We start from the raw sequence: 23,265 nt of genomic DNA on the forward strand, positions 1-23,265 counted from the left end.
AGGGCTCACAGGTTGATGATCTGATCGTAGTGTTCCATCAGCGTAGCGATCTCGACGCCTTCGAGTGCACGTACCGGCAGGGCGCAGTGCTCAAGTGTCAGCCCCCGGGCGCTGAGTGAGCGCTGACAGGCCAGCAGGTCTTCAACGCCGAACAGGGGCAGCGCCTGGAGGTTGGCAGCCAGGGACTTCTGCTCGATCAGACTGGCGTCCTGCCCCTTGAGCAGTTGCAGCACCCCGTCATCCATGAACAACATACCTACGGGGACGCCAAAGGCCGCAGCGGCCAGTGTCATGTCCAGGGCTTCACGGGCGGCGAGGCGGGTAGGGGGGTGGCGACTGATGATCAGCAGGCTTTTCATGTTCAGCTCCCAAAACTCACGGCCCGGTCAGCGCTTTGCAGCGCATCGACCCACTGGCCCAGCCCGGAAAGATCCCAAGGTGTGCCGGTATTGGCGGCGTGACGATCCCAGCGCTGGGCTTCTTCTTCATTCAGCACTCCACGGCGCAGCGCCGCGGCAATACACACCACCGCATCAAGCTTGTGTTCAGTGATGAACTGGCGCCACTCGTGGGTGATGTCGTTTTCATCCTGGGGCTGCACACCCAGATTCGAGGCGATATGCACCGCGTCCCGATAGAAAAACAAACGGTTGATCTCGTGCCCGGCATCTACTACTGCACGAGCAAAATTGAGTGCGGAGCGGGCCGCAGGATCTTGCGGGCCAGCCAGCAAGGCAATGGCGAAATTCATCGATAGACCACCTGAAGCAATGAGGCCCGCACTGGGCGGGCCTCATTAGTATAAACAAAAGCGTGCCGATCAATCGTTGTTGAACACACCCAGCAACTGCAGCAGGCTGAGGAACAGATTGTAGATGGACACGAACAGCGTCACAGTGGCCATGATGTAGTTGTCTTCACCGCCATGAATGATGGCGCTGGTCTGATACAGGATCACCGCCGAGGAGAACAGCACGAAGCCGGCGGAGATGGCCAGTTGCAGGCCGCTTATCTGGATGAAGAAGCTGGCAACAATGGCGCACAGCAGTACGATGAAGCCCGCCAGAATGAAGCCGGACAGGAAGCTGAAATCCTTGCGGGTAATAATCGCGTACGCCGACAGACCAAAGAACACCAACGCAGTCATGCCCAGCGCCATGCTGACCAGTTGGCCGCCGTTGGGCAAAGACAGGTAGACGTTGAGAATCGGCCCCAGGGTGTAACCCATGAACCCGGTCAGTGCGAAGGTCAGAACCAACCCCATGCCAGAGTTACGGAACTTGGAAATGGCGAACAGCAGCCCGTAGAAGCCAACCAGGGTGATGATCAGGCCGGGATGCGGCAGGTTCAGGCTCATCGACATCAGTGCAACGAAGGCACTGAATGCCAGGGTCATGGCCAGCAGGCTGTAGGTATTGCGAAACAGCTTGCTGACTTCCGCCTCGTTGACACCTGCATGGTGCAGGGCGTTATGGCGCTCTTGGATATTCATAAGTGCAGGGCTCCCCTTGGTCAATCCTTGATGGATGCTGTGATCATACCTGCTGGAAGCGTCAAATCAAGGCATGAGGGGTTTCGAGCTGTTTCATACGCCAACCGGTTAACAGTCTATTTGCGCAATAACACACGCAGGCCATTGACTAGGCTCAGCTTTCCGGTAGTATTGCGGGCCGTGGAGGGATGGCAGAGCGGTTGAATGCACCGGTCTTGAAAACCGGCGAAGGTGAAAGCCTTCCCAGGGTTCGAATCCCTGTCCCTCCGCCAAACAAATAAAAAAACCGGCCTTGTGCCGGTTTTTTATTTGTAATGCCCAGCCCTTTTGGCTTATCAGTACAACATTTCCGCCAGCCATCAAGCCCTCGGCATGCTCTGCTACGCTGGAGTTGTCAGGCGCGCTGCTGCCCTGCATTGCGCCCGAACCTGAAGCCAGCGAATCTACTACCTTGGAGGGATACAGCTCGTATTGAGCTGCAGCTAGACTTGCGTTACGACAATTAGACCGCAGGCACTACATATGTGCACGGACGGCACTACGGCTGCTCCTGAACCAGGGGGCTTACCGAATCATAACCGCGTCTGATTGCTCGTGCTGGCCGATCCCAGTGAGCCAATGACCGGTCTCAGGAGATCGACATGGACACTCTTTTGCGCAACATCCGCCTCAGCCGCAAGTTACTACTAATTCTAGCCTTGCCGATGCTGGGGTTCATCGTTCTGGCTGGTTTGCTCATCAATGACAGCCTCAAAGCGCTGAATATTAATCGCCAGATCGTCCAGGCGACTGTCCTCGCCGAGGATGTCAGCAACCTGGTCACCATGTTGCAGCGTGAACGTGGCGGCAGCGGGGTATTCATTGGTAGCCAGGGCCGTTCGATGCGCGAACAGTTGTCGGTCTTTCGCACCGATGTTGACCAAGCGTTAGCCAACCTGCGACGCAGCGCGGCGTCGGATCAACGAGTGCAGGGTATCCTCGGACAGTTTGGCGAGCTTGAGGTTTTGCGTCGCGAGGTCGATGGGCTTGGTATCAGCGGTCGTGACTCGGGAGCCCGTTACACCCGCCTGATCCTGGAGCTTATCGGTTTCACCCATGCTTTGGGGGAGGATGTGAACGATATGGCGCTGGCCCGGGCGTTGGGATCGCTCACCCAGTTTGTTGAGATGAAGGAACGGGCCGGGCGGGAACGGGCCTTGCTGGGCGTGGTCTTCAACCAGAATTACTTCGACTCGACGCTATTGTCGAGTTTTAGCCGTAATCTGGGCGAGTTTCAGGCTTATTGGGAAATCTTCCAGCGTAGTGCCGATGTTGCTTTTACCCGTCAGTATGAGCAGCTCATACAGCACCCTGGCGTTCAGGAAGTGGCGCAACTGCAGCAACTTGCCTTCAGCGTGAGCATGGGGGAGCCGTTGAACGTCAATGCTGAACACTGGTTTCAGAAATCTACCGAACGTATCGACATGATGGCCGAGATTGAGCTGGGCCTGGCGCAGGCGGCCAACCGCCTGGCAAGTGCAGGCTATGCAGCGGCCATGCGTTCGCTGGTGCTTGCCCTGGTGGCGGTCGGCGTGGCGTTGTTGGCCGTGCTGCTGCTGGCGTTCGTCATCATCCGCAATATCAATCAGGCGGTGACCGAACTCAATCGCTCGCTCGGCAGCCTGGCTCAGCGCGACCTGACCGCCCGTGCGAACTACCACGGCACCGATGAGTTCGGCCTGATCGCTGGCAACCTCAATCGTATGGCCGATGAGCTGAACCGGGTCATCATGGAAATCGGCGGGGCTACCGTTCAGGTCGCCACTGCAGCCGAGGAAGCCTCGACCGTCACCCTGCAGACCAGCCGGGGGCTGGACCAGCAACGCCAGAGCACCGAACTTGTAGTGACCGCCATGCACCAGATGAGTGCTACGGTGCGCGATGTGGCGCGCAGCACCAATGATGCTGCGGCGTTGTCCAGTCAGGTCAACGACCATGCTGCCCAGGGCCGGGAGGAAATTCGTCAGACGGTTGCACTGATTCAGCAACTGTCCGAACAAGCGCGAGAAACAGCCAAGACTATCGGCGAAGTGAAGAAAGAGAGCGCGTCGATATCTTCGGTAATTGACGTGATCCGTGGCATAGCTGAGCAGACCAATCTGCTGGCCTTGAACGCAGCCATTGAGGCTGCCCGTGCCGGCGAGCAGGGCAGAGGGTTCGCGGTGGTAGCCGACGAGGTGCGCTCGCTGGCACAGAAAACCCAGGAGTCGACAGGCTATATCCAGAATATGGTGTCCAACCTTCAAAGCGGCTCGGATAAGGCTACCCAGTCCATGGACATTACTCTGGCCACTGCCGAATCGGGTTCGGCGCGGGTGGCGCGGGCTGGTGAACTGCTGGCGGAAATCGCCGAAGGCGTGGCGGGTATCAATGACCGCAACATCCAAATCGCTTCGGCCGCCGAGGAGCAGAGTTCGGTAGCCGAAGACATCAACCACAATGTGTTGTCGATCAACGAAGTGGCCATCCAGGTCAGCGCTGGGGCTGAGCAGACCGCCGCGACCAGCCACGAGTTGGCTCGCCTTGCTGAGAAGCTGCAGGCGCTGGTCGAGCGTTTCAGGACTGCTTAGTTCAGGTCTTGGTGGAGTGGTAAGAGCGGTCGTCTGCAGGCTTTTAAACCTCCACAAACGACAATAGCGCCGTATTCACTTGCTCAACCGCTTCGCTCTGAATCCAGTGGCCTTTGCCTGGCAGCATGAGGATTTGCAGATCGGGGATTCGTTTGCCCATCATTTTTCTCAGCCTGTCTTCATCGGCACCGCGGATGGTGCTGTCGCCGCTGCCAACAAGGAATAGCACTGGGCAGGTAATCTGGTGCTCACGGTATGGCTGCATCAGGCGCCAGTTCTCATCCAGATTGCGGTAGTAATTGATGCCGCCAGCGAATCCACTATGCCGGTAGGTGTCGATGTAGTAGGCCAGTGCCTCGTCGCTCAGCCAGGCCGGCTGCTGGCGTGGTTTGCCCAGACGGCCGATCCAGCCACCACCTTCGCTGATTGAACGGCCAAGGATCGGCGGATGCCGAGGGGTATCCGGTGAACAGTAGAGCGCGCGCAAAATGCCCTCCGGGTCGGCATCGAATTCGGCTTCGGCGACACCCGGCTGCTGAAAGTAAAGCTGATAGAAGAAGTCGTTCTGGAAGTGTTCACGCAACTGGGTAATGGGCGAGCGCTCGGAGACCGGGTGCAACGGGACGCTCATATTGACGAGCCTGGAAACCAGTTCCGGGTGGCGCAGGGTGAATTGCCAGCAATTGATTGCGCCCCAGTCATGACCAATCAGCACTACTGGGGAGCCACCGCTGGCCTGGAGCAGTAGTTCGCGCATGAACTCGCAGATGCGCACCGCGTTGTACTGCTCAATCGAATCAAGCGCATCGGTTTCACCAAACCCGGGCATGTCCGGGGCAATGGCGCGGTAGCCGGCATTGGCCAGTGCGACCATCTGCCGGCGCCAGGAGTACCAGCACTCGGGCCAGCCGTGAATGAACAGCGCTACCGGCCCCTGACCCAAGCAAGCTACACGGGTACTCAGATTGCTGACAGTCCAGTTTTCGAGGGTGATGTCTTCAACAGTGTACATATCCGTTCCCTGACTTGTGATTGGGGGCTTAACGTGCCGATAGACAAAGCATGACAAATAGCTGGATCAAGAGCAGCCAATAACACCTGGGTCTATTGGAGGTCATAAGGTAGGGCGTCGGGGTGGCTCCCCCTTAAGGGGTACGCACCTGCCTCTTTTTAGTCGCCAGTGTGGTTGTTTCGGCTGCTAAGCTGGCTGCATTCGCCAGTAGAGGTCAGAGGCCATGACAATTCAATCCTATGCCGACTTTATTCAGGCCGCGCGCAGCCAGAGCGAGCCGCAGCGGCTGCTGTTCGTGTTCGCCAGGGCCGAGCTTCCGGAAGGGGCGACCGAAGAACAGCGCTTGCAGTTTGAGCAGGGCATCGGCGGGGCGCTGAGCCCGGTACTCTGTGTCGACAAGTTGCCACATCAGGCGGCGAACTTTGCCGATCTGGTGGCCGAGTCGCAGCAGACCGGGGTGCATTGGGATCTGGCGTTCGTTTCGGCCATGAGTGGACGTGGGGGCATAACGCCGAACAGTGATGAGGCTGAGCAGCCGCTGAAAATGATGATGGAGCAAATCCAGGCCGGCATGGTGGCGCAGTTTCTGGCGATCAGTCGTGCTGGTGAGCTGATCGAGCTTTACTGAATGTATGGTCCAGCTGGCCGGTCGCTGGGGGTGTTTGTAATACCAAACCTCCACGCGATCCGGCCATTAATCTGAATCAAAGTCGGGCCAGGGACTCTCTGGCTTGAGTGATTTCCGCACGCTCGCTGTCATGTGCTGCACTCATGGTGATCAGGCGCCGGTAATAATCACGAGCCTTGCTTGAGTCGCCACTGGCCTCAGCTGCACGGGCGGCGCCATAGAGACCACGGAATCGATTGGGGTCGCGTTGCAAGGAACGCTCAAACTCCTCCAGAGCCAGGGTAGCCTGCCCGTTGCTCAGCAGCATTTCGCCAAGCAATTCGCGCGAGGGTACAACATTACCGGGTGTTACTGGGCTCTTGTCGCTGGCGTCTTCAGCATCCGCCGCCGCACGCATCAGTTGTAGGGCTTCGTCAGTGTGCTGTTCGCCCAAAGCGATCCAGGCACGTACGGCGTTGATCTGAAAAGCACTCTGGCCGGCCCAATAGCTGTTGTTGGCCTCTGCCAGCTTGGCCTGTAGCGCCTCAAGCTGTTTCAGGTCGCGCCGTGCTGTGGCAAGATCGCCAGTGCGTGCTGCGCCCAGGGCGCGGGTGAATACCAGAATGCTTTCAGCTTGCGGAAACCGCTCCCAGGCCAGGCTGGATGGTTTTAAGGTGAGCGCGGCGGCCTGATGCCAGTCGCCCCGTTCACTCGCGTAACGGGCAGGCATGGCGGCAAAGGCATACGCGGCAACGAAATTTTCCACATTGACCTGCTGAATCGCTGCGGCTTCCTCAACCAGACGCAGCGCGGCCTGATCCTGGCCCTGTTGCATATGGCCGTAGACCATGTAATCCATGGCATGCAAGGCGTCGTAGGCTCCGATACCCAGAGTCGTCTCCTTGAGTTCGTTCTTGGCGGCCTGGTAAGAGGCCTGGTTGCTGTCGACCACCTCCTGCCACATACCAAGCCGGGTAAAGATGTGCGACGGCATATGCAGAGCATGGGGAACATCGGGAGCTATGTGGCTATAGGACTGCGCTGCCTCGAGGCCTTTATCAACCAGTTCGGCGTAGTCGTAAGTATGAATCAGGTAGTGTGCTACACCGGGGTGCTCAGGGTAACGCTCGAATAATGGTTCCAGAATCGCAGCAGCCTTGTACTGGTTGGAGAAGCTCTTGTCCGCTGGCTGCGCGGTGATGTTCAGGGCCAGGGCATAGAGGATTTGTGCTTCAACATCTTCCTGGTACTTGTTGGCCAGGGCCTCCATGGCTTGCTCGTAGGCCAGGGCGCGAGGGCGAAATTCGGTGGTTTCCCAGTTCTCGAAGAGATTGCCCAGCGCAGCGATGTAGTCGCGCTCGCGTTCGCTTGCGGCGCCAATCTTTCTGGCCAGTTCAGCATCCGGGGCACCTGCTTTTGAGGCGTTCGGGTTGGTTGCCCAGGCAAAGGGATTGCCCATGGACATTATTGATAACCCCCAGTGAGCCATGCCGCACTCAGGGTCCAGTTGCAAGACTGTGTTAAAGGCGGACTTGGCCGGGTCGAACCAGAACGAATGGAACAAGGCCATCGCTCGGTTAAAGGCCTGTTGCGCTTCGGGATTGCAGGATACTACGAAGTCTACTTCGCCTAGTCGCTCGACAGCCTGGTCTGGTTTGGTGTCAGCCAGAGCGGTACTGGAAAGCAAGCAGGATGCTGCGCTAAACATGAACGCGTTGATCAGATGTATGCATTTCATTTTGGGCCTCCCGGGGGGGCACGAGGAGTCTCGTGACAGGAAAAGGGTGGGAGAGTGTGGTGTAGCTGGTAGTGTTCTGTAAGGTTAGTTGAAATGCAGGGCTTGTCGATTTGCTGATCAGGCTAAGGGTTATCCAGTTGGTTATTTCAAATAGCGACCCGATGCAGAATGACGGCAAACACCGGGACCAGCATGCACAGTGCGCCAGCCCAGAGCATGCCGATGCCGCGTGGATTGTCGCGCAGGCCGAAACCCAGGCCGAGCAGGGTCAGGCCCAGCAGGAACAGTATCAGTGCGTACCAGAAGTAGTCGGTATCCATCAGCCAATCCTTGTGTTGCGGGCCATTAAAAGCCTGGCTTGTGGGCTCTGGCCGTGAAGTCAGAGCCCAGTTCATGCCGACAGTCTAGGCGCTGGCGCCGGAGCGGATGTTGATCCGGGTCATCTTTAGCCTGTTCTGCCTATTTTTATCGCCAATCAGCATAAGGCGACAGCGGCTCAACGGGCATTGGCAGGTTGCCGCGCCAGGGTTTGAGCGTATAGCGCAGGTACATGAAAGCCTGGCTGGGGGCGTAATCCTTGCTGTAGGCCCAGTTGATCCCACCGCCCAGCACCAGATGATCAGTCAGGCGGCGCTCGCCCATGCCCTGCATACGCAGGCCAACACCACTGCTGTTGCTTGAGTTGTTGAACTGGCGTGCGCCAGGGTCAGGGGTAAAGCCTGCGGCAGCGATGCGCTCAGCAGCGCTGCTCAGATACAACCGGTCACCGCCATCGTATTTGGAGGTTGACCAGCCAACCGAGCTCTCAAAGGCTACCGACCAGTTGGCGCTGCGTCGGGCATAACTGAAGGGTACTCCAACAGAGAAGTAGCGTTGGGGGCTGTAGTAGCCGCCCTGGCCCAGGGTGTATTCGTCTAGTCCTTTGTCGTAGCCCCAGTACATCAGGGTCAGGCCGGTGCGCATGCGCTCGTCGACCTGGTCGATCAGGCGGTAGTAATAGCCGGTCATGGCGGTCAGACGCTGATTGTCCTGAACCTTCTCGCCCAGTAGGCGGTGAAAGCCGAAGCTGGCCCAGATGCCATCAACGCCACCCTGATCATGGCTGAGACCCAGGGTCAGGCCATTGGCGGTGACGCCGCCCCAGGAGGTGCGAGTGACCGGATCCACTGCACCGGCATAGGACAGCACCGAGTTGCTCATGGGCCGACGCGAGGCGGTCAGGGTGTAACCCAGAGTGCGCCAGTCACCACGGTAACTTAGCCCGCCTAACCAGTTCGATAGTTCAAAGCCGAGCGGGGAGTGACCGATATCCCAGCCCCAGCGTTCACCAGCCCAGCCCACGGCCAGGCCGGTGCCGGAGGTGCTTTGTGAGGGGACCTGGCAACCTTCGATGGTGAAGTTACAGGTGCCGAACAGGCTGTTTTGCCCGGGCTTGCTGACATTCAGGTCGACATGCTCGGCCTGTAAAAAACCGGTCCCGCCATGCACCGGTGCATCGACGCGCAAGATGGTGGTCTGGCGCTTGAGGTCGGACAGCCCGGATACGTCGCTGTCGCTGCGCCAGCCGTAATCGTGTTGCAGTCGTACAGTCGGGTTCTGTTGTTGATACAGGCTGTCCACGCTGCTGCGCAGGCTGCGGGTCAGCCAGTCATCGTCGTCCTTGAGTCGGCTGGCGGCGGTCATTTGCCGATCATTGCGCGGGTTCACCGCGCCGGGGGCCAGCAAACCGTTGGTAGCCATACCCTGAGCGTAGAGGTCCAGTGCGCGCTGCGGGTCTTGCTGGGCGTGCAGGCGAGCGGCGTCACGGTAGAGCAGGGCGTCGGCCTGGCCGCTTTCGATCAATTCGTCGAATATTGCATTGGCGGCAGCCGGGTTGCCCAGGCCGGCCAGTGCGTTGGCGTAACGCCGGCGGTAGTTGACGCTGGTGTCTTCCGGGAGTTCCAGTTGCTCCAGTGTCTGGCGGGCTTGGACAGTCCGACCTTCTGCGGTCCAGGTTTCCACCAGCCCGAGGATGGCGTCCGGGTTGCCGGGCTCCATTTCCAGCGCTTGTTGGTAATAGGCTTCGGCCTGACGGTAATCCCCGGCCAGGTAACGCCAACTGGCGACGGTAGCCAGATCGCCGGCGGTGGGATTGTCCAGCAACATGGCGATGGCCTCGGGTTCCTGGCCGGCGTCGCGCAGTGCGTAGGCTTCGGCCAGGCGCTGTCTGCGGGCAATTCGCTCGGCCAGTGCCTGCATTCCTTCGTTCCAATCCGCTTGTGGAATGGGTTGCAGCGTCGCCAGCGCTTCCTGGTCGCGTTGCAGGCCGGCCAGGTAAAGGCCGTGAGCATAGCGGGCCTCGGGGTTGGTGCCCTGGCGTTGCAGCAGCCTGTTGAACTGGTCGTCGGCTTCAGGCATACGCCCTTGTTCGGCTAGCAGATTGGCCAGCCGATAGGTGGTCCAGGGGGCGTCGGGCGAGAGACGAACACTTTGCTGGAGCAGGGTGATGGCCCGGTCCCAGTCCTGTTGCTCCAAAGCGCTGTCAACCTGAGCCTGCAGTTGTTCCTGCACGACACTGTTGCGCAAGTCAGCGTAGCTGGCCCGTGTTCCTGCCGGCAGTGAATCAATGACCTGTAAAGCCTGGTCGGGCGAGCGCTGGCGATAGAAGTCAACCAAGGTATAGATGAGCCGACCGTTGGTGGGTTGTTGTCGTTGCGCCTGACGCAACAGTCGCTCGGCGGCCTGGTCGTTGCCCTGTGCCAATTCGACGTTGGCCAGACCGATCAGGCCATCGACGTGATCAGGCTTGGTTTGCTGGGCCTGCTGGTAGGCCTGGCGGGCGGCACTGTAGTTGCCGGCCTCAAGGGCGGCATGGCCCTGTTGCAGGAGCAGCAGGCTGCGGTTGAAGTTTTTCAGGTCTTCCCACTTGGCCAGCCAGGCGCTTTCCTGTTCGTATCGCAGAGCATTGGCAAATGAGTTGGCGGCCTCCTCATAACGGCCCTGATTCATCTGTACCTGAGCAAGATGGCCATGCAGATTGCCGTCATTGGGATAGTTGCGCAGGGCCTGGCGCAGCAGCGGTTCGGCGGCGGCATGTTCGCCGCGATCGACCAGGGCCTTGCCACGTGCGCCGGCTTGCCAGGCCGGATCGGCCAGCAGGCGTTGCTGACGGCTGAGGTTTTCCTGGGCGTTGGTCAGTAGCGGGGAATCGGGATAGCGCTCTACGAATGACTGCAGGGCCCGCACAGTGGATTGACTGATCGGCAGATCGCTGAGGTGGTTATATTCCAGCTCTGCGGCCTTTTCCCTGGCTTGCGGGTCGGTTGCTAGTGCCTGCAGTGTAGTGAGTGCTTCCTGAGGGCGATCCTCGGACATCAACAGGCGGGCCAGGAGTTCTCTCAGTTCCCGGTTGCCTGGGTATTGGCGGTCCAGCTCCTGAAGTTTCCGGATTGCTTGCGCACGTTGTGGCTGCACGCCGCTCAGGGTGCGCCAATACTCCAGTGATAGGGCAAAGTCCGGTGGCTCGTCGCCGAGTAAGGCCTGGTAGCCTGATGCAGCTTGCTCGGTGTGGCCTGCGGCGGCCAGCAGGCGGGTTTCCTGCAAGGCCTGTTGGCCCTCAGGCGTATACAGGTGGACCATGGTTTCGGCCCGCTTCAACAGGCTGGAGCCGGGCGCTCGCTGGCGCAATTCGGTGAGTCTGAACTCGGCCGCTTCCCGGTCACCCGCCTGCAACTCCTGCGTCAGCCTGGTTATGACAACGTCAGGGTGTTCCGGCGCTATCAGTTCGAGACGCCCTAAGGCGTCTTCAACCAGATCATCGCGATACATGGCCTGGCCTGTGCGCAGCCGCTCGACCAGCCATTGCTGTTGATCAACGGCTGCGTCCGGCTGTGCTACTGCTGTGCTTGACAGGCCGCTGAGCAGCAAAACCCAGGTGGCCAACAGCTTACGTCCGGCTAATTGTGACATGGCGCTGTCCAGGCCGGCTGTAACCGACCTGCCTCATCGAAGCGATAACGTTGTTCGTCCCAGCCTTGGCCAAACAGCAGCAATGACTGGTTGTAGTAGGCATCCTCGGCGGGAGGGTGCTGAATCAGGCGTTCACGTTGTGCGTTCAATTGGTCGTCGTAACCCTCCAAGGCTTGCAGCATGGGCAGTAGTGCTGCGGAAAATCCGGCCGGACCCCGACCCTGGGTTTCGCCGCTCAGGCTGTCGACTGCTTCCGGTGGTAGCCCCTGACTGCGGGTCTGTTCGAGCATGGGTTGAAAGTGGTTGAGCAGTTCCGCCCGACCGGGGGCCTGCGGTGCGAGCATGCCGATCCACAGATAGACCCGAATGGCGTCATAACTGCCCTGGGCCTGATCTTTGGGTATGTGCACTCCCTCACCTATGCGCCAGTGCAACCAGTTTGGGGCGAAGCCCTTGGGCGAGCCAAGCAGCATCAACTGGTGACTGTTGGTGGCCAACTCGGCCCAAACGCCGGCTATCTGGGCAAATCTTTGCAGTAACTGCGGAGGCAGGTAACTGAGGTTGAAGCGCCAGCCTTCGCTGGTCTCGAATCCACGGTCGCCGGGCAGCAGCATCAGGCCCAGATCGGGGACCACACGCAGGCTCTGCGCGGCGGTACGCCAGAGCATTTCGGTGCCAAGCCGGGTGTAGTCAGGTTCGTCCCAGAGCCTGCCGGCTTCGAGCAGACTGTAGGCGATCCACAGGTCGGAGTCGGTGGCGTTGTTGCTGTCGAGCACCCGCCACTGACCTTCGCCGTCACGCCCCCATTGCCAGGCTGGCAGCTGTTGGCTCAGGTCGCCGCCGGCCAGGTTGTTGCTGGTCCAGCGCACGAGCTTGTCGAAGCTTTCCCGGTCGTTGGCCAGCAGGGCGAAGAACATGGCATAGCTTTGCCCCTCTGAGGTAGTGATCAACTGGGCTGATGAGCGGTCAATGATGCGCCCGTCCTCGCTCATCATGGCCTGGCGGTAGCGCTCCCAGGCCGGCCACTGGCACTCAGCAGCCATGAGTTGCCAGGGCAGAGCCAGTAGCGACGCGAGTGCCAGGGCGCGCATGGTTGTCCTCAATCCTGTTGGTGCAGACGTCGTTCAGAAACCCAGCGCAGCGCCTGCCACAGCAGGAATGCCGCCAGCAGCATGCACAGGACCGCCATGACCGCCAGCCAGACCGGGTGGTTGGACAGCAGATACCAGAGTTTCAGCCACCAGGGCAGGTAGCCGACGAAGTATTGTGGCCCAACCAACTGACTCTGGACGCCACTTTCGCGGATCACCGCCACCGAGCCACGTACTGCATCCAGCTTGCCCGAGTCGCCCAGCGTTTCACGCAGCAGGCTGAAGTCGGCATCATCGTTGGCCATGAAGGCCACGACGCTGCGCTGGTTGTGGAATGGCGACTGCATGCCGGCAATGGCCGCAATTGGGGCGCGGGCGGTGACGTCAACCCGTGAGTCAGCTGGGAAGGCGGTATGGTCGATACGGTCGACTTTTTCCCGCAGCGGGCTGGAGGCATGCATGATCCAGTCGCTGGAGCGCTCAAGAACCAGGTTCAGATCGGAGCGATCATGTAGGTCGGGAGCCAGTGAGCCCAGAACCAGCAGGTCGGCGTTGGTCTGCCGGGCGGCACTCCAGTCGTCGCTGATCTCGAAGGCCATGGCCGGGTAGCCGGTCTGGGCACCGACGCTGGCAAGAATCTCCAGCAGTGTGGAGAGCTGGACGGCGTTGGGGGCGCTGGGCACGATCACCAGGGTTTCCGAGAGGTCAGCCATACGGCTGAACGGGAAGCCGCTGTGGGCGAAGGCCCAGAGATCCGGCATGGCCATGTAGTGGTAATAACCGGACAGGTCGATGCTGGAGTCTTCATCGATCAGGGCGCGGGTATCGACCGGCAGCGAGGTCTGACAGAAATCGCGCTGGGCGCTGCCGTAGGTACTGGCAAAGCTGAAGTCATAGCGCAGGGTGTTGCGGGCGCCAAGCTTGAGCGAGGGGACCAGCAACCGATCCTGGGCATTGGCGGTTTCTACCGCGGTGACGGCCAGACGCATGCGCTCCAGACGGTTATGAGTGCCGCGCGAGAGTGACAGGCCGGTGATGAACTGGTCATTGAGGCTGATGCTCAGACGTGATTCATCCTTGGTTGCCGGCGGTGTGTAACGATATTTGGTCTGCAGGGGAATGCCCTGGTTGCGCCAGACGAACAGATCTGGCGGCAAGTTGATGTCCACTGTGATCGGGCGCGGTTGCAGGCCGGAGGTATGCAACTGTGTGGGGTAGTCGATCAGCTCGGCAAAGCGCACGGGGCGGTCGGTTGGTGTCCAGTTGGGCGCGTCATAGGGTTTGCGCGGCTGCAGGGTTTGCACTTCGTTGACAACGACCCGCGAACCACGGAACAGGTTGCCGCCCAGGGCCAGAGCGCGGGCACCGTCGAGCAGATCCTGCTCATCCCGGCCCCAGATCACCAGCACTTTGCTGTAGCTGTGCTCGGGGTGGTCGATCAGTTCGACCACGGGGGCTTCTACCGCTGGGAAACGTTCCAGGTCAGCGAGGAAGCTCGGACGCCGGTCATTGGCAGCGAACACAACCGAGCTATGCACTTGGTCCCGGTTTACCCCGGTTGAGGGCAGACGATCGAACAATACTGGGAATTCCGTGCCACGCCAGCCGGCCAAACTGCCGAAATACGAGGCCAGGACCCCGGCAGCTTTCTGCTCACCGAGCGTGGGCTGATCGTGAAAGACCATGTGAACCTGGGTCTTGCCATGATCGCGGGAGTCGAAGAATGGCAAGGGGAAGAATGCCAGGTCATTTCTCAGGGCCACGGCATGCTCGCGCAGGGAAATCTGGCTGCCATGGGCGACATTCAGCCACAGCGCGCTGTTGCCCGGATCTTCGCAGATGTCGGTGTAGTGACCGATGAATTCCAGGCGCACCCGGTTGAAGTCCGACAGCAGGTAGGGGGCCAGGGCGACCTGACGGCGAGTCCGGGTGCCCAGTTGCTCTTCATCGATAACCACTGTGCCCATCAGTACGTCGTTGAGGTAAACCCGCAGGTGCGACAGGTTCGGCAGCAATGCTGGCGAAGGGGTGTAGTCGAGCATCAGGCTGGCGTCACTGGCAATCCGGTCACGGCGCAGGGTGAACTCGATCTGCTGGCTGTTATGAATCCCGAGCAACAGGCTGTCTTTGGGATCACCCAATTCGCCAAAGGTGTGGTTGCTGATCCAGGTCGGCGTGCGCACAACCTCTTCGGTAACAGGCTGCGCAGTCTCGTCTGGCAGAGAGTCTGCTTCTTGAGCGTTGACACTGGCCAGGGCCAGCAGCGCGACAGGGGCGATCAGAAGATGTTTAAAGCGGCTCATATGTTGCCAACCGTTGCTGTGAAGTGGGAATGGTGACGGGCGCAGGGCCGGTCGGCCAGCGCGGGAAAAAACTGCCGATCCAGGCCAGCAGGGACAGAATCGGGTCGATGAATATACGCAGCCAGGCCGGCAGGAACTGATACAGCCGGTAATAGCCTTTGGCACCGACTCGCAGCATGTCCATAAAACTTTGCACCGGGCGTTCCGGGCCGTTGTCCAACTGCCAGTTCAGCCAGGCGTCGGCACGGGCGAAGGTGCACTGGACGAAGTCGATCTTTTGCTTCTGACTCAGTTCGGCAAAGCGGATCCCGACAAACCGTGCGTCGCTGCGGCTGATAACACCGGGGAAGGTGAATTCCTGATCGCCACGGCGCATCAGCAGGGATACCTCCGAGCCAATCGGCAGCGACAGGCTGGTATTGAGTACCAGACCAACCCCGCCGCCTGAGTAATCCTGCAGAACTCCGGGGTAGAGGTGCCCGCTGCCAAGCTTCAGAGCGGCCGGCAACTTGACCTGAACGCGATGGTTTTCACGTACCTGCCGCACTTCGGCAGCAATCGCCACGGCGGCGCCGATCAGCAGCAGGTTGTAGAGCACCCAGAGCGAGGTGATGATCACAGTGCCGACTTCCTGCGGCGGGCCGTAGAGAAAACGCCAGACAGCAAACCCCAGGCCGGTGAAGTTCAGCGCTGCCAGTACCAGGTAGGGGCGGGCGATTTTCCAGTCGAACTGGTTTGACTCGATCAGCCCGCCTTTGGCGGTGACGTTGAACTTGCCCTTGCTGGGGTTGATCAGGGCAACAGTAGTTGGGCGGGCGATATACCAGGCCAACACTGTTTCGTAGACCTCGCCCCAGAAGGTTTTACGATGCTGGCCCTGCATTCGTGAACTGGTCAGGCTCGAGTGCACCATGTGAGGTATCACGTACAGCACGATCATCAAGGCTGGTGCGTAAATGATGTAGGCATGCAGAAGCAGGAAGGCCAGCGGAGCCAATAGGAAGATCAGGCGCGGCAGGCCGGCCAGAAAGTGCAGCATGGCATTGGCGTAACAGATCCGCTGGAACAGGCTCAGGCCCTTGCCGAATAAGGGATTGTCGATACGGAAGATCTGCGCCATACCGCGAGCCCAGCGAATCCGCTGACCGATATGCGCGGACAGGCTTTCGGTTGCCAGACCCGCCGCCTGGGGGATACGCACATAGGCCGAGTTCCAGCCACGCCGGTGCATACGCAGGGCGGTATGAGCGTCCTCGGTCACAGTTTCCACCGCGAAGCCGCCAATCTCTTCCAGCGCCTTGCGCCGCAGTACGGCGCAGGAGCCACAGAAGAAGGTGGCATTCCACATATCGTTGCCGTCTTGAACCAGCCCGTAGAACAGCTCGCCCTCATTGGGGTTGCGGCGAAACACATTGAGGTTGCGCTCGAACGGGTCCGGAGACAGAAAATGGTGTGGGGTCTGGACCAGCGCCATTTTCGGGTCACGCAGGAACCAGCCAACTGTAAACTGCAAAAATGAGCGTACCGGGATATGGTCGCAATCGAAAACTGCGATCAGTTCACCGTCGGTTTTGGTCAGCGCATGGTTGAGGTTCCCCGCCTTGGCGTGGTTGTTGTCGGGGCGGGTGATGTAGCCCACACCGACTTCTGCGGCAAATTTGCGGAACTGTTCGCGACGACCATCATCAAGCAGGTAGATGCGCAGCTTGTCTTTGGGCCAGTCAACACCCATGGCGGCGTAGACAGTGTTGCGGACGACGGACAGTGGCTCGTTGTAGGTGGCGATCATCAAATCCACAGTGGGCCACTGGCTGGAGTCTTTGGGCAGCTCGACAGGTTTGCGTTTCAGCGGCCAGCAGGACTGGATGTAGCCCAGTATCAGGATCAGCCAGGCATAGGTTTCGGCCGCCAGCAGTAACAGGCCGGTGGTCAGGTCGAGCCAGTCGTTCCAGTTCAGTGTTGCGGTGTAGCGCCACCACAGGTAACGACACGAAATCAGCACCGATAGCATGATCATCAGCAGGGTCGGAAATCGCCCTGGCATATGCCGTACCAGCATGGCTACGACCCACAACAGCAACACGAAAACCAGCTGGGCCATGTAACCGAAGGGCTGCGTTATACAGAAAATACCAAGCGCCAGGGTTACCACTCCCAGCAATATATTGACCAGGCGTTGCTGCTGCCGGCTGCTGCGATTCCACCAGTGCCGGCTGCGCTGCATGGGGCGGCTGTCCATGGTTCTGAACGGGACAGACTCCAGATAACCGCGCAGGCGGATGGCAGATGTGCGGTAACCGGCCCGGAATGAGCGCCAGGCATCGCGAATGGCATAGGCCTTGGGCTTGGGTTGATGGTGGATCAGCAACAGCCAGATCGACTGCACTGCATAGCGCAACGGGTCGCCCAGACGCGGCCGCTGGGCGCTGGCGATCTGTGGGAACCAGTAATCGGCATACTTGCGTACCGACCGCCAACTGGGATTTTCCAGGCGCAGAAAGGTCCAGGCCAGCAGGGTACAGAAAGCCAGGAGCAGGGCGGTCAGGGGACCGGCACCGCGCTCTTCGCGCAAGCGACTGTAAGGGAAATAGCGGTCCATCAGGCCGGCTCCCCGCGCAGGGTCAGGCACCAGGTGGCCAGCGTCAGCAGTTCATTGGCTACCAGACTTTGCGGCGCGTGCAGGCCGACCGGAGCCTTGAATGCCAAGGCTTCGCGCATGGCCTCGTCGCGATGAATGATCAAGGGGACTAGGCGGGCAGCAAAACGTTCGCGCCAGAGCAACAGCAGATCACTCTGCAGCCGGCTGGCCGGATCATGGCGGTTGACCAGCAGCAGCCGGTTTGAGGGCTGTTGCTCAAGCAGGATATGGCAACTGGCGTCAGCTTCGACGACCTGAATCTTGATGTCGCAGTTGCTGGCAGCCGTGTGTCCGGGCAGGCGCTGGGGCAGGTCGAGCAACGCCCAGTCATACTGATCACGCAACTGAGCGGTGCGCTCAGCCCAAAGCCCGGGGGAGCTGGCCAGTTTTTGTTCGACAATCCGCTGTTCTGACGTGCTGACCTTGCCATAGGGCAGTATGCAAAGCCCGGGTTCTATCTCCCAGGCCTGCTCGTGCCATGGTTGACCGTCAAGCATTGCCCGGGCCCAGCCGCCGGACTCGCTAACGGCCAGATTGAAATGCAGGCGCAACAGGTTTTCCGGGCATAGGTCCACCAGTATTACCCGCTCCCCAAGAGCATGTAGAGCGTGCCCCATCGCGGCCAGTAGAGAAGTTACCCCCACACCGCCGCGCACACCCTGAAGACTCAAGGAGATCAACGTGTGATCTCCTGTTCCAGTTCGGCCAGTAGCGGCCAGTAGCTACGGGCCTGTTGCACCCGGTTCAGCAGCGAGGTGTCCTGGTAACGCAGTTCCGGCACCCCAGCCTCTGTCAACAAGCGCCCGGTGTCGTTGGCATCCAGTGCCTGCTCAAGGCCCAACTGACTCAGGGGAAGCGTGCGGGGTAGGGTAGCCATGTCCCATTCTCCTTGATACGAACATAGGGTTTGCCGTCATACTCGAGCACCACAGTGCCGGAGTTTTCGGCCACCCAGGGGGTTTCTGGCAGGTCGGCCAGCAGACTGTCCCATGCCAGTGGGGAGTCAGGGCCAGCGGCATGTAGGCGATGAATGATTTCAGCCAGAGCCAGATAGCTGCTTTGGCCGCCGATGCGTGCAGGCTGATTTCGAGCTTCTATATCCATGCCGATGAATTTGATTGCGACCGGCACATGGGTAATGGCCTGGCTGGGGATTTCACGCATGCCTGAGATCTGCATTCGGTCGCCATGCAGGTTGGCGCCATGTTCGGGGACTATCATCACCACGATCCGACGGCCACTGCGTTCAAGTTGCTGAATGAAGGCCGCCAGGTCGTTGACAAGGGTGTTGGCCAACTCCTGATAGTCGGCCCGACGGGTACTGCCATTTGGCAGGACCATGCGGTTGCCGTCATGCAGGGTGGTGGTGTTATAGAACAGGGCGACCGATTCGTCTGCACGGTTTTCGCGCTGTTGCCACCAGCGCGCCAGGACTTCCCTGTCGCGCCAGATTGGCGAGCTGTCGAAGCTGACTACCGCGCGCTGCATGCCGGCGGTATCCAGTTGCGGTTCAGGCAGGTTGCCCTGGGCGCGAACGTCACCGATAAAGTTGTCGAACTGACCATTGTGGTTGAGCAGTACGTTATTGTTGAAACCAAGCTGGCGCAGCTGATCCATCAGGAAACATTGTTCTGGGGTCGAGGCATACAGGCGCTCATGCGAGGACTGTCCGCATCCGGCCCGCAACAAACGTATGGCCGCGGGGCCGCTGTAGGCAGTGGCCGAGTTGAAGTTGTCAAAGATCACGTCCATCTGCTCGAACAGACGGTTTTCCTTCAGGCCAGCGGCGCTCAGGTCATCCCAGGCCAGGGAGCAGACATTGAGCAGCAACAGGTCAAAGGGCTCTGCCGGCGTAGCTACTTCACTAAAGTCGATAAAACGCTCGGCTTCACGGTTGTAGAAGTCCTGCAAGTAGCTGTTCAGAGTCGGGGTGTCCGGCTCAGCACGAGGTGCCTGACCCGGTTGCGTTAGGGTGGCCAGTTCGGTACCGGGAATCTGGGCCAGTACTGGCTGATTGAACGGGGTGAAGTCGGTGAACTGCTGCAAACTCAACCAGCCTAAGCCCAACACAGTAAAGGTGGTTAGCCTGACCCAGTGCTGCAGGTAGAGGTACACGACCAACATGACCAGAATCAGAGCGCTTAACTGCCAGTTGATGAAGCGCTCCAACAGCTCCAGCATGTACATCCAGCTGAAGTCGAGCACTCCGGGTTGTTCCAGCAGTCTGGAAAATGGTGGGAACCAGGTGTCCTGGTAAAACAGGGCAACCCCGATTGGAATGGCGATCAGTGTGCGCAAAATCCTAAGTGGTCGCCAGCCCAGTGGGAACAGCAAAAAGGCCGCAAACGCCAGGTTCGGCAGCAGCTGCAGGTTCAGATAGCCGAGCCAATACAGCACCAGCTTGAGCAGGAAATACAAATTCCAAAGCCCCAGCCCAGTCCAGCTGGACTCGCTTTGCGCAGCAACGGCTGGCAATTCATAGTTACTCATGCTGGTCACTCGAGTCGGCGGTGGACGTTGGTTCTGCCAGGCGGCGCACCCCCCGATATTTCATGTAGCGAGGTAGCATCAGGCCCTCGATCCAGCGCGAGAACTGCTTCCCGATGCTCATGAGGGCAAATACGACCAGCACAGTTAGCACGCTGCTAAGTGCTGCAACTTCAAGCAGTTCCGAATACATCGTCATGTGACTCGTTAAGTTTTAGCGTGATGCGTCGCGGGCTCAGATCGGTGCGGGCAGGCTGCTCCAGCGGGCTGTCCAGCTCATGCTCAACCGGATCGGCTTCGGCGGTCTCTTCGGGTAACTCTGAGTGGGCAAAGATTTCCCTGGGGAGCTGTTCGGGATGCTGAAACAGCTGGCGCTGGGAGAACAGACTGGTCCAGGGCAGCTTGCAGATGTTGCCCAGTGCAGCTTCCAGACCTTCGGCACTACAGGCGAACAGGAACAGATACAGCTTGCCATCAATCATTGTGGCAATATCGCCAAAGCGGCGGATGCTCAATTGCCCAAGACACTGGGCGGGTTTCAGACTGCTGGAGATCTGCAGCTCGACCAACTGATGGGAAATATCGCCGGAGGCGGTTTCGTACACCTGATCAAGGGTGGCCAGAAACTCCGATGGTTGCAGCAAACCACGTACTTGCGGTGGCTGTAATCTGGCCATCAGTGCTTCCATATCATCGCTGGCCGGACGAAACCAGAGCTGCCCCTGAATGCTGTTGATCAACATCAGGAAGTGTTCGCCTGGGGTACGGGCAGGAATGATCAGATTGGCACCGCTGACCAGCAGCAACTGTTGATCGCGGTGACGCAGACAGGCATTCAGCTCCCGGACGACAATTTTTATGGCACTGCCGCAGGCGTTGCGCAGGCGCCTGGCCATACGCGCCAGGGATTCGACCTGACGGTTTTCGTTGACGGCCAGTACCACGGTCGCGGCTTTGGCGTTAAGGGCTCGATTGAACAGGGTTTCCGCTTGCTCGAAGACGAGCCAGCGTGCCGATAGCGAAGGGATGTCTTGCAGAGCGCTGCGTTGTATCAGGAACTGGTCGTGATCCGGGGCATGTAACGCCGACTTGTCCAGCAACCCCAGTTCCCGACCAACAAACGACTGCTTGTGCCATTCCAATTGGTAGGTTCGGGCGGCGCTGACGCCGAGACTGTTGCGCCAGAACTGTACCTGATAGGTAATGCTGCCCTGTTGACGCTGCATAGTGGCAAATCCGGCCATATAGGCGTTCATGCGCACCGGGTCTTGATCAAAGATGGTGCTCAGTCCGTGATTCATTATCACCAGCGTGCAATGGGACTTATGCAGCCAGCGGCTGAGCTGCCGCAGCCAGGAGGCCGCCTCATCATCCTCAATGGCTGACCAGGCCGATTCAGGCAGCACCATAAGCACCAGACTGCCCTTGGTCTTGATGCAGCGCTTGAGCTCGATGAGCAGGTGGCGTACCGCCAAGGGGGCAGCGTCCAGGGCGATGTCGAACAGGCGCAGGCGGTTGGGGCCCTTGTCAGAGGGTATTGGTTCAAGGATGGCGTCGAGCATCCCGTTGGCGGCAATCAGAGTGGTGCTTTGTGTGGAGGGGAGAGCGGCCAAAAACTGCCGTGCCAGGCGGCGGATATCCGACTCCTGCTCAATTGCCAGCCAGTACAGGCAACCCTGATCGAGGGCAGTATGCTCCCGCGGCAGCTTACGAAAAGCTAAAGTAGGGTACTCCAAGTGACTCTCCCATCCTTCCGTAGTTTTTTTCGACATCCAATATCAGTAATCACAGCCCTGATATGACAGAGTGTAGTCAATGTCTTGCCCTATGCAGGGGCAAACAATCATCTGAACCTTTCCATTTCTGTGCTTGGGAAGTGCTGGGGTTTCAGATGCGAGGGGCTGAAGAATTCCCGTACTTGACTTGCTTGCGTGCTGTCATATTTTTGGCGACAAGGTCTTTTTATGAGAATTGAAATGGCAATATGTCAAAGAAGTGTCATTTTGACGGAATGCTCGGAGTAGTGTCAATACGACACTGCCTAGATGGCGTAGAAAAAATAAGGAAACCTGATTTAGGTCAGGTCAAAGGACTCTAGCTGCTGGCCGTTCTGATCGATGGTCAAGACCCAGCCGTACTTGTCCCAGTCGCCAAGCACAATGCGTTGGGCGGGTTGGCCGTCCAGCATCAGATCATGCACGGCAGGCCGGTGGGTATGGCCATGAATCAGGGTGTGCACTTTGAATTTACGCATGACGTCAGCGACGGCGCCCAGATTGACATCGGTGATGTCGCTGGGCTTGAGTCGGGTACGGGCCATGCTTTCGGCGCGCAGTTTGCGGCCGATGCGATAGCGGGTCTTCAGCGGCAGATTGCGCAGGATGAAACGGCTGACCGGGTTACGCAGCCAGCGGCGCATTTTCATGTAGCCCAGGTCATCGATGCAGAGGCTGTCGCCATGCATCAGCAGTACCGGCTCGCCGTTGAGTTCGATGCGTTGGGGGTCGCTCAGCAGGGTGCAGCGCGCTTCACGGCAGAAACGCCGGCCAATCAGAAAGTCACGATTGCCGTGCATCAAAAATACCTTCACGCCCCGGTTTGCCAGTTGGGCGAGGGCGGTGGTAACTTCGCGCGCCAGCGGGTTGGGGTCGTCATCGCCGAGCCAGACCTCGAAGAAGTCACCCAATATATAGAGGGCGTCGGCAGTTGCTGCACGCTCGCGCAGGAAAGACAAGAACGCCCGGGTGATATCCGGGCGTTCGGCTTCCAGATGCAGATCGGAAATGAACAGGTAGCGCAAGTTACTCGACCAGTTCAGCGCGCTCGATGATCACGTCCTCGACCGGCACGTCCTGATGGCCGGCGCGCATGGTGGTCGATACGGCCTTGATCTGGTTGACTACGTCCAGACCCTCGACCACCTGACCGAACACGGCATAACCCCAGCCCTGAATGGTCGGGGCAGTGTGGTTGAGGAAGTCATTATCGGCGACGTTGATGAAGAACTGGGCGCTGGCCGAATGCGGCTCCATGGTCCGGGCCATGGCGATGGTGCCGATCTTGTTGCCGATGCCGTTGTTGGCTTCGTTCTCGATTGGGGCGCGGGTATCTTTCTGCTTCATGCCCGGCTCGAAGCCGCCGCCCTGGATCATGAAGTTACCAATCACCCGGTGAAAGATGGTGTTGTCATAGTGGCCGTCACGGACATACTGCTTGAAGTTTGCAACGGTCTTGGGCGCCTTGTCGGCAAAGAGCTCCAGGGTAATGACGCCATAGTTGGTGTGCAGTTTGACCATGTCGGATAGTCCTCGGGGTTGTTCGCGAATAAATCATTGATCAG

At 59.3% G+C, this 23,265-nt stretch carries 18 protein-coding genes and 1 tRNA gene; 3 read left to right on the forward strand and 16 right to left on the reverse strand.

All coding sequences use genetic code 11. From position 1 onward, the window contains the following. Positions 1 to 5: 5 nt before the first annotated feature. The 3 genes from tusC to BVH74_RS13575 form a co-directional block, all read right to left on the reverse strand. On the reverse strand, positions 6 to 359 hold the full coding sequence (gene tusC / locus BVH74_RS13565; protein WP_080050581.1) for a sulfurtransferase complex subunit TusC: 354 nt from the start codon (positions 357 to 359) through the stop codon (positions 6 to 8). Between the two features lie 2 nt (positions 360 to 361). Then, positions 362 to 751, reverse strand: a complete 390-nt coding sequence (gene tusD, locus BVH74_RS13570) for a sulfurtransferase complex subunit TusD (RefSeq protein WP_080050582.1) — start codon at positions 749 to 751, stop codon at positions 362 to 364. A gap of 69 nt (positions 752 to 820) precedes the next feature. After that, positions 821 to 1,486 carry a Bax inhibitor-1/YccA family protein gene (locus BVH74_RS13575; protein WP_231705622.1) on the reverse strand — a complete coding sequence of 222 codons (666 nt, stop codon included), beginning with the start codon at positions 1,484 to 1,486 and terminating at the stop codon, positions 821 to 823. A gap of 188 nt (positions 1,487 to 1,674) precedes the next feature. On the opposite strand from BVH74_RS13575, the gene BVH74_RS13580 reads away from it, so the two are divergent. Continuing rightward, positions 1,675 to 1,764, forward strand: a tRNA-Ser gene (locus BVH74_RS13580). Positions 1,765 to 2,133: 369 nt separating this feature from the next. Further along, complete coding sequence (locus BVH74_RS13585) at positions 2,134 to 4,101, forward strand: methyl-accepting chemotaxis protein (protein WP_231705521.1); 1,968 nt, start codon at positions 2,134 to 2,136, stop codon at positions 4,099 to 4,101. A gap of 43 nt (positions 4,102 to 4,144) precedes the next feature. Here the strand turns inward: BVH74_RS13585 and BVH74_RS13590 are convergent, their stop codons facing one another. Beyond that, a complete protein-coding gene (locus tag BVH74_RS13590; protein WP_080050584.1) occupies positions 4,145 to 5,113 on the reverse strand; it encodes an alpha/beta fold hydrolase in 969 nt (322 codons plus the stop codon). A gap of 223 nt (positions 5,114 to 5,336) precedes the next feature. On the opposite strand from BVH74_RS13590, the gene BVH74_RS13595 reads away from it, so the two are divergent. Continuing rightward, a complete protein-coding gene (locus BVH74_RS13595) occupies positions 5,337 to 5,741 on the forward strand; it encodes a ribonucleotide reductase subunit alpha (protein ID WP_080050585.1) in 405 nt (134 codons plus the stop codon). 76 nt (positions 5,742 to 5,817) lie between these two features. Here the strand turns inward: BVH74_RS13595 and BVH74_RS13600 are convergent, their stop codons facing one another. From BVH74_RS13600 to BVH74_RS13655, 12 genes are all read right to left on the reverse strand, one after another. After that, complete coding sequence (locus tag BVH74_RS13600; RefSeq protein ID WP_080050586.1) at positions 5,818 to 7,458, reverse strand: tetratricopeptide repeat protein; 1,641 nt, start codon at positions 7,456 to 7,458, stop codon at positions 5,818 to 5,820. A gap of 146 nt (positions 7,459 to 7,604) precedes the next feature. After that, positions 7,605 to 7,778 carry a hypothetical protein gene (locus tag BVH74_RS18875; RefSeq protein ID WP_165443748.1) on the reverse strand — a complete coding sequence of 58 codons (174 nt, stop codon included), beginning with the start codon at positions 7,776 to 7,778 and terminating at the stop codon, positions 7,605 to 7,607. 145 nt (positions 7,779 to 7,923) lie between these two features. Continuing rightward, positions 7,924 to 11,406 (reverse strand): cellulose synthase complex outer membrane protein BcsC, encoded by a 3,483-nt coding sequence (gene bcsC, locus BVH74_RS13605; RefSeq protein ID WP_080050587.1) that lies wholly within the window; start codon positions 11,404 to 11,406, stop codon positions 7,924 to 7,926. Next, the gene (gene bcsZ / locus BVH74_RS13610) at positions 11,394 to 12,497 is read right to left on the reverse strand and encodes a cellulose synthase complex periplasmic endoglucanase BcsZ (protein ID WP_080050588.1); all 1,104 of its coding nucleotides are present in this window, start codon (positions 12,495 to 12,497) and stop codon (positions 11,394 to 11,396) included. Before bcsZ ends, bcsC begins: the two co-directional genes overlap by 13 nt. A gap of 8 nt (positions 12,498 to 12,505) precedes the next feature. Beyond that, positions 12,506 to 14,800, reverse strand: coding sequence for a cellulose biosynthesis cyclic di-GMP-binding regulatory protein BcsB (bcsB, locus tag BVH74_RS13615; RefSeq protein ID WP_080050589.1), 2,295 nt, complete (start codon positions 14,798 to 14,800; stop codon positions 12,506 to 12,508). Next, positions 14,787 to 17,399 carry a UDP-forming cellulose synthase catalytic subunit gene (gene bcsA, locus BVH74_RS13620; RefSeq protein ID WP_080050590.1) on the reverse strand — a complete coding sequence of 871 codons (2,613 nt, stop codon included), beginning with the start codon at positions 17,397 to 17,399 and terminating at the stop codon, positions 14,787 to 14,789. Before bcsA ends, bcsB begins: the two co-directional genes overlap by 14 nt. Continuing rightward, a complete protein-coding gene (gene bcsQ, locus BVH74_RS13625; protein ID WP_080050591.1) occupies positions 17,399 to 18,118 on the reverse strand; it encodes a cellulose biosynthesis protein BcsQ in 720 nt (239 codons plus the stop codon). Before bcsQ ends, bcsA begins: the two co-directional genes overlap by 1 nt. Beyond that, on the reverse strand, positions 18,115 to 18,315 hold the full coding sequence (gene bcsR / locus BVH74_RS13630) for a BcsR/BcsP family cellulose biosynthesis protein (RefSeq protein ID WP_080050592.1): 201 nt from the start codon (positions 18,313 to 18,315) through the stop codon (positions 18,115 to 18,117). Before bcsR ends, bcsQ begins: the two co-directional genes overlap by 4 nt. Further along, positions 18,285 to 19,928, reverse strand: a complete 1,644-nt coding sequence (bcsG, locus tag BVH74_RS13635) for a cellulose biosynthesis protein BcsG (RefSeq protein ID WP_080050593.1) — start codon at positions 19,926 to 19,928, stop codon at positions 18,285 to 18,287. Before bcsG ends, bcsR begins: the two co-directional genes overlap by 31 nt. A 170-nt stretch (positions 19,929 to 20,098) precedes the next feature. Further along, positions 20,099 to 21,661: a cellulose biosynthesis protein BcsE gene (gene bcsE / locus BVH74_RS13645; protein ID WP_177344533.1), complete on the reverse strand. Its 1,563-nt coding sequence runs from the start codon at positions 21,659 to 21,661 to the stop codon at positions 20,099 to 20,101. A 338-nt stretch (positions 21,662 to 21,999) separates the two neighbouring features. Further along, the gene (gene lpxH, locus BVH74_RS13650) at positions 22,000 to 22,725 is read right to left on the reverse strand and encodes a UDP-2,3-diacylglucosamine diphosphatase (RefSeq protein ID WP_080050596.1); all 726 of its coding nucleotides are present in this window, start codon (positions 22,723 to 22,725) and stop codon (positions 22,000 to 22,002) included. Position 22,726: 1 nt separating this feature from the next. Continuing rightward, positions 22,727 to 23,221 (reverse strand): peptidylprolyl isomerase, encoded by a 495-nt coding sequence (locus BVH74_RS13655; RefSeq protein WP_080050597.1) that lies wholly within the window; start codon positions 23,219 to 23,221, stop codon positions 22,727 to 22,729. Positions 23,222 to 23,265 lie beyond the last annotated feature (44 nt).

The organism is Halopseudomonas phragmitis (genome assembly GCF_002056295.1).
Lineage (GTDB): Bacteria > Pseudomonadota > Gammaproteobacteria > Pseudomonadales > Pseudomonadaceae > Halopseudomonas > Halopseudomonas phragmitis.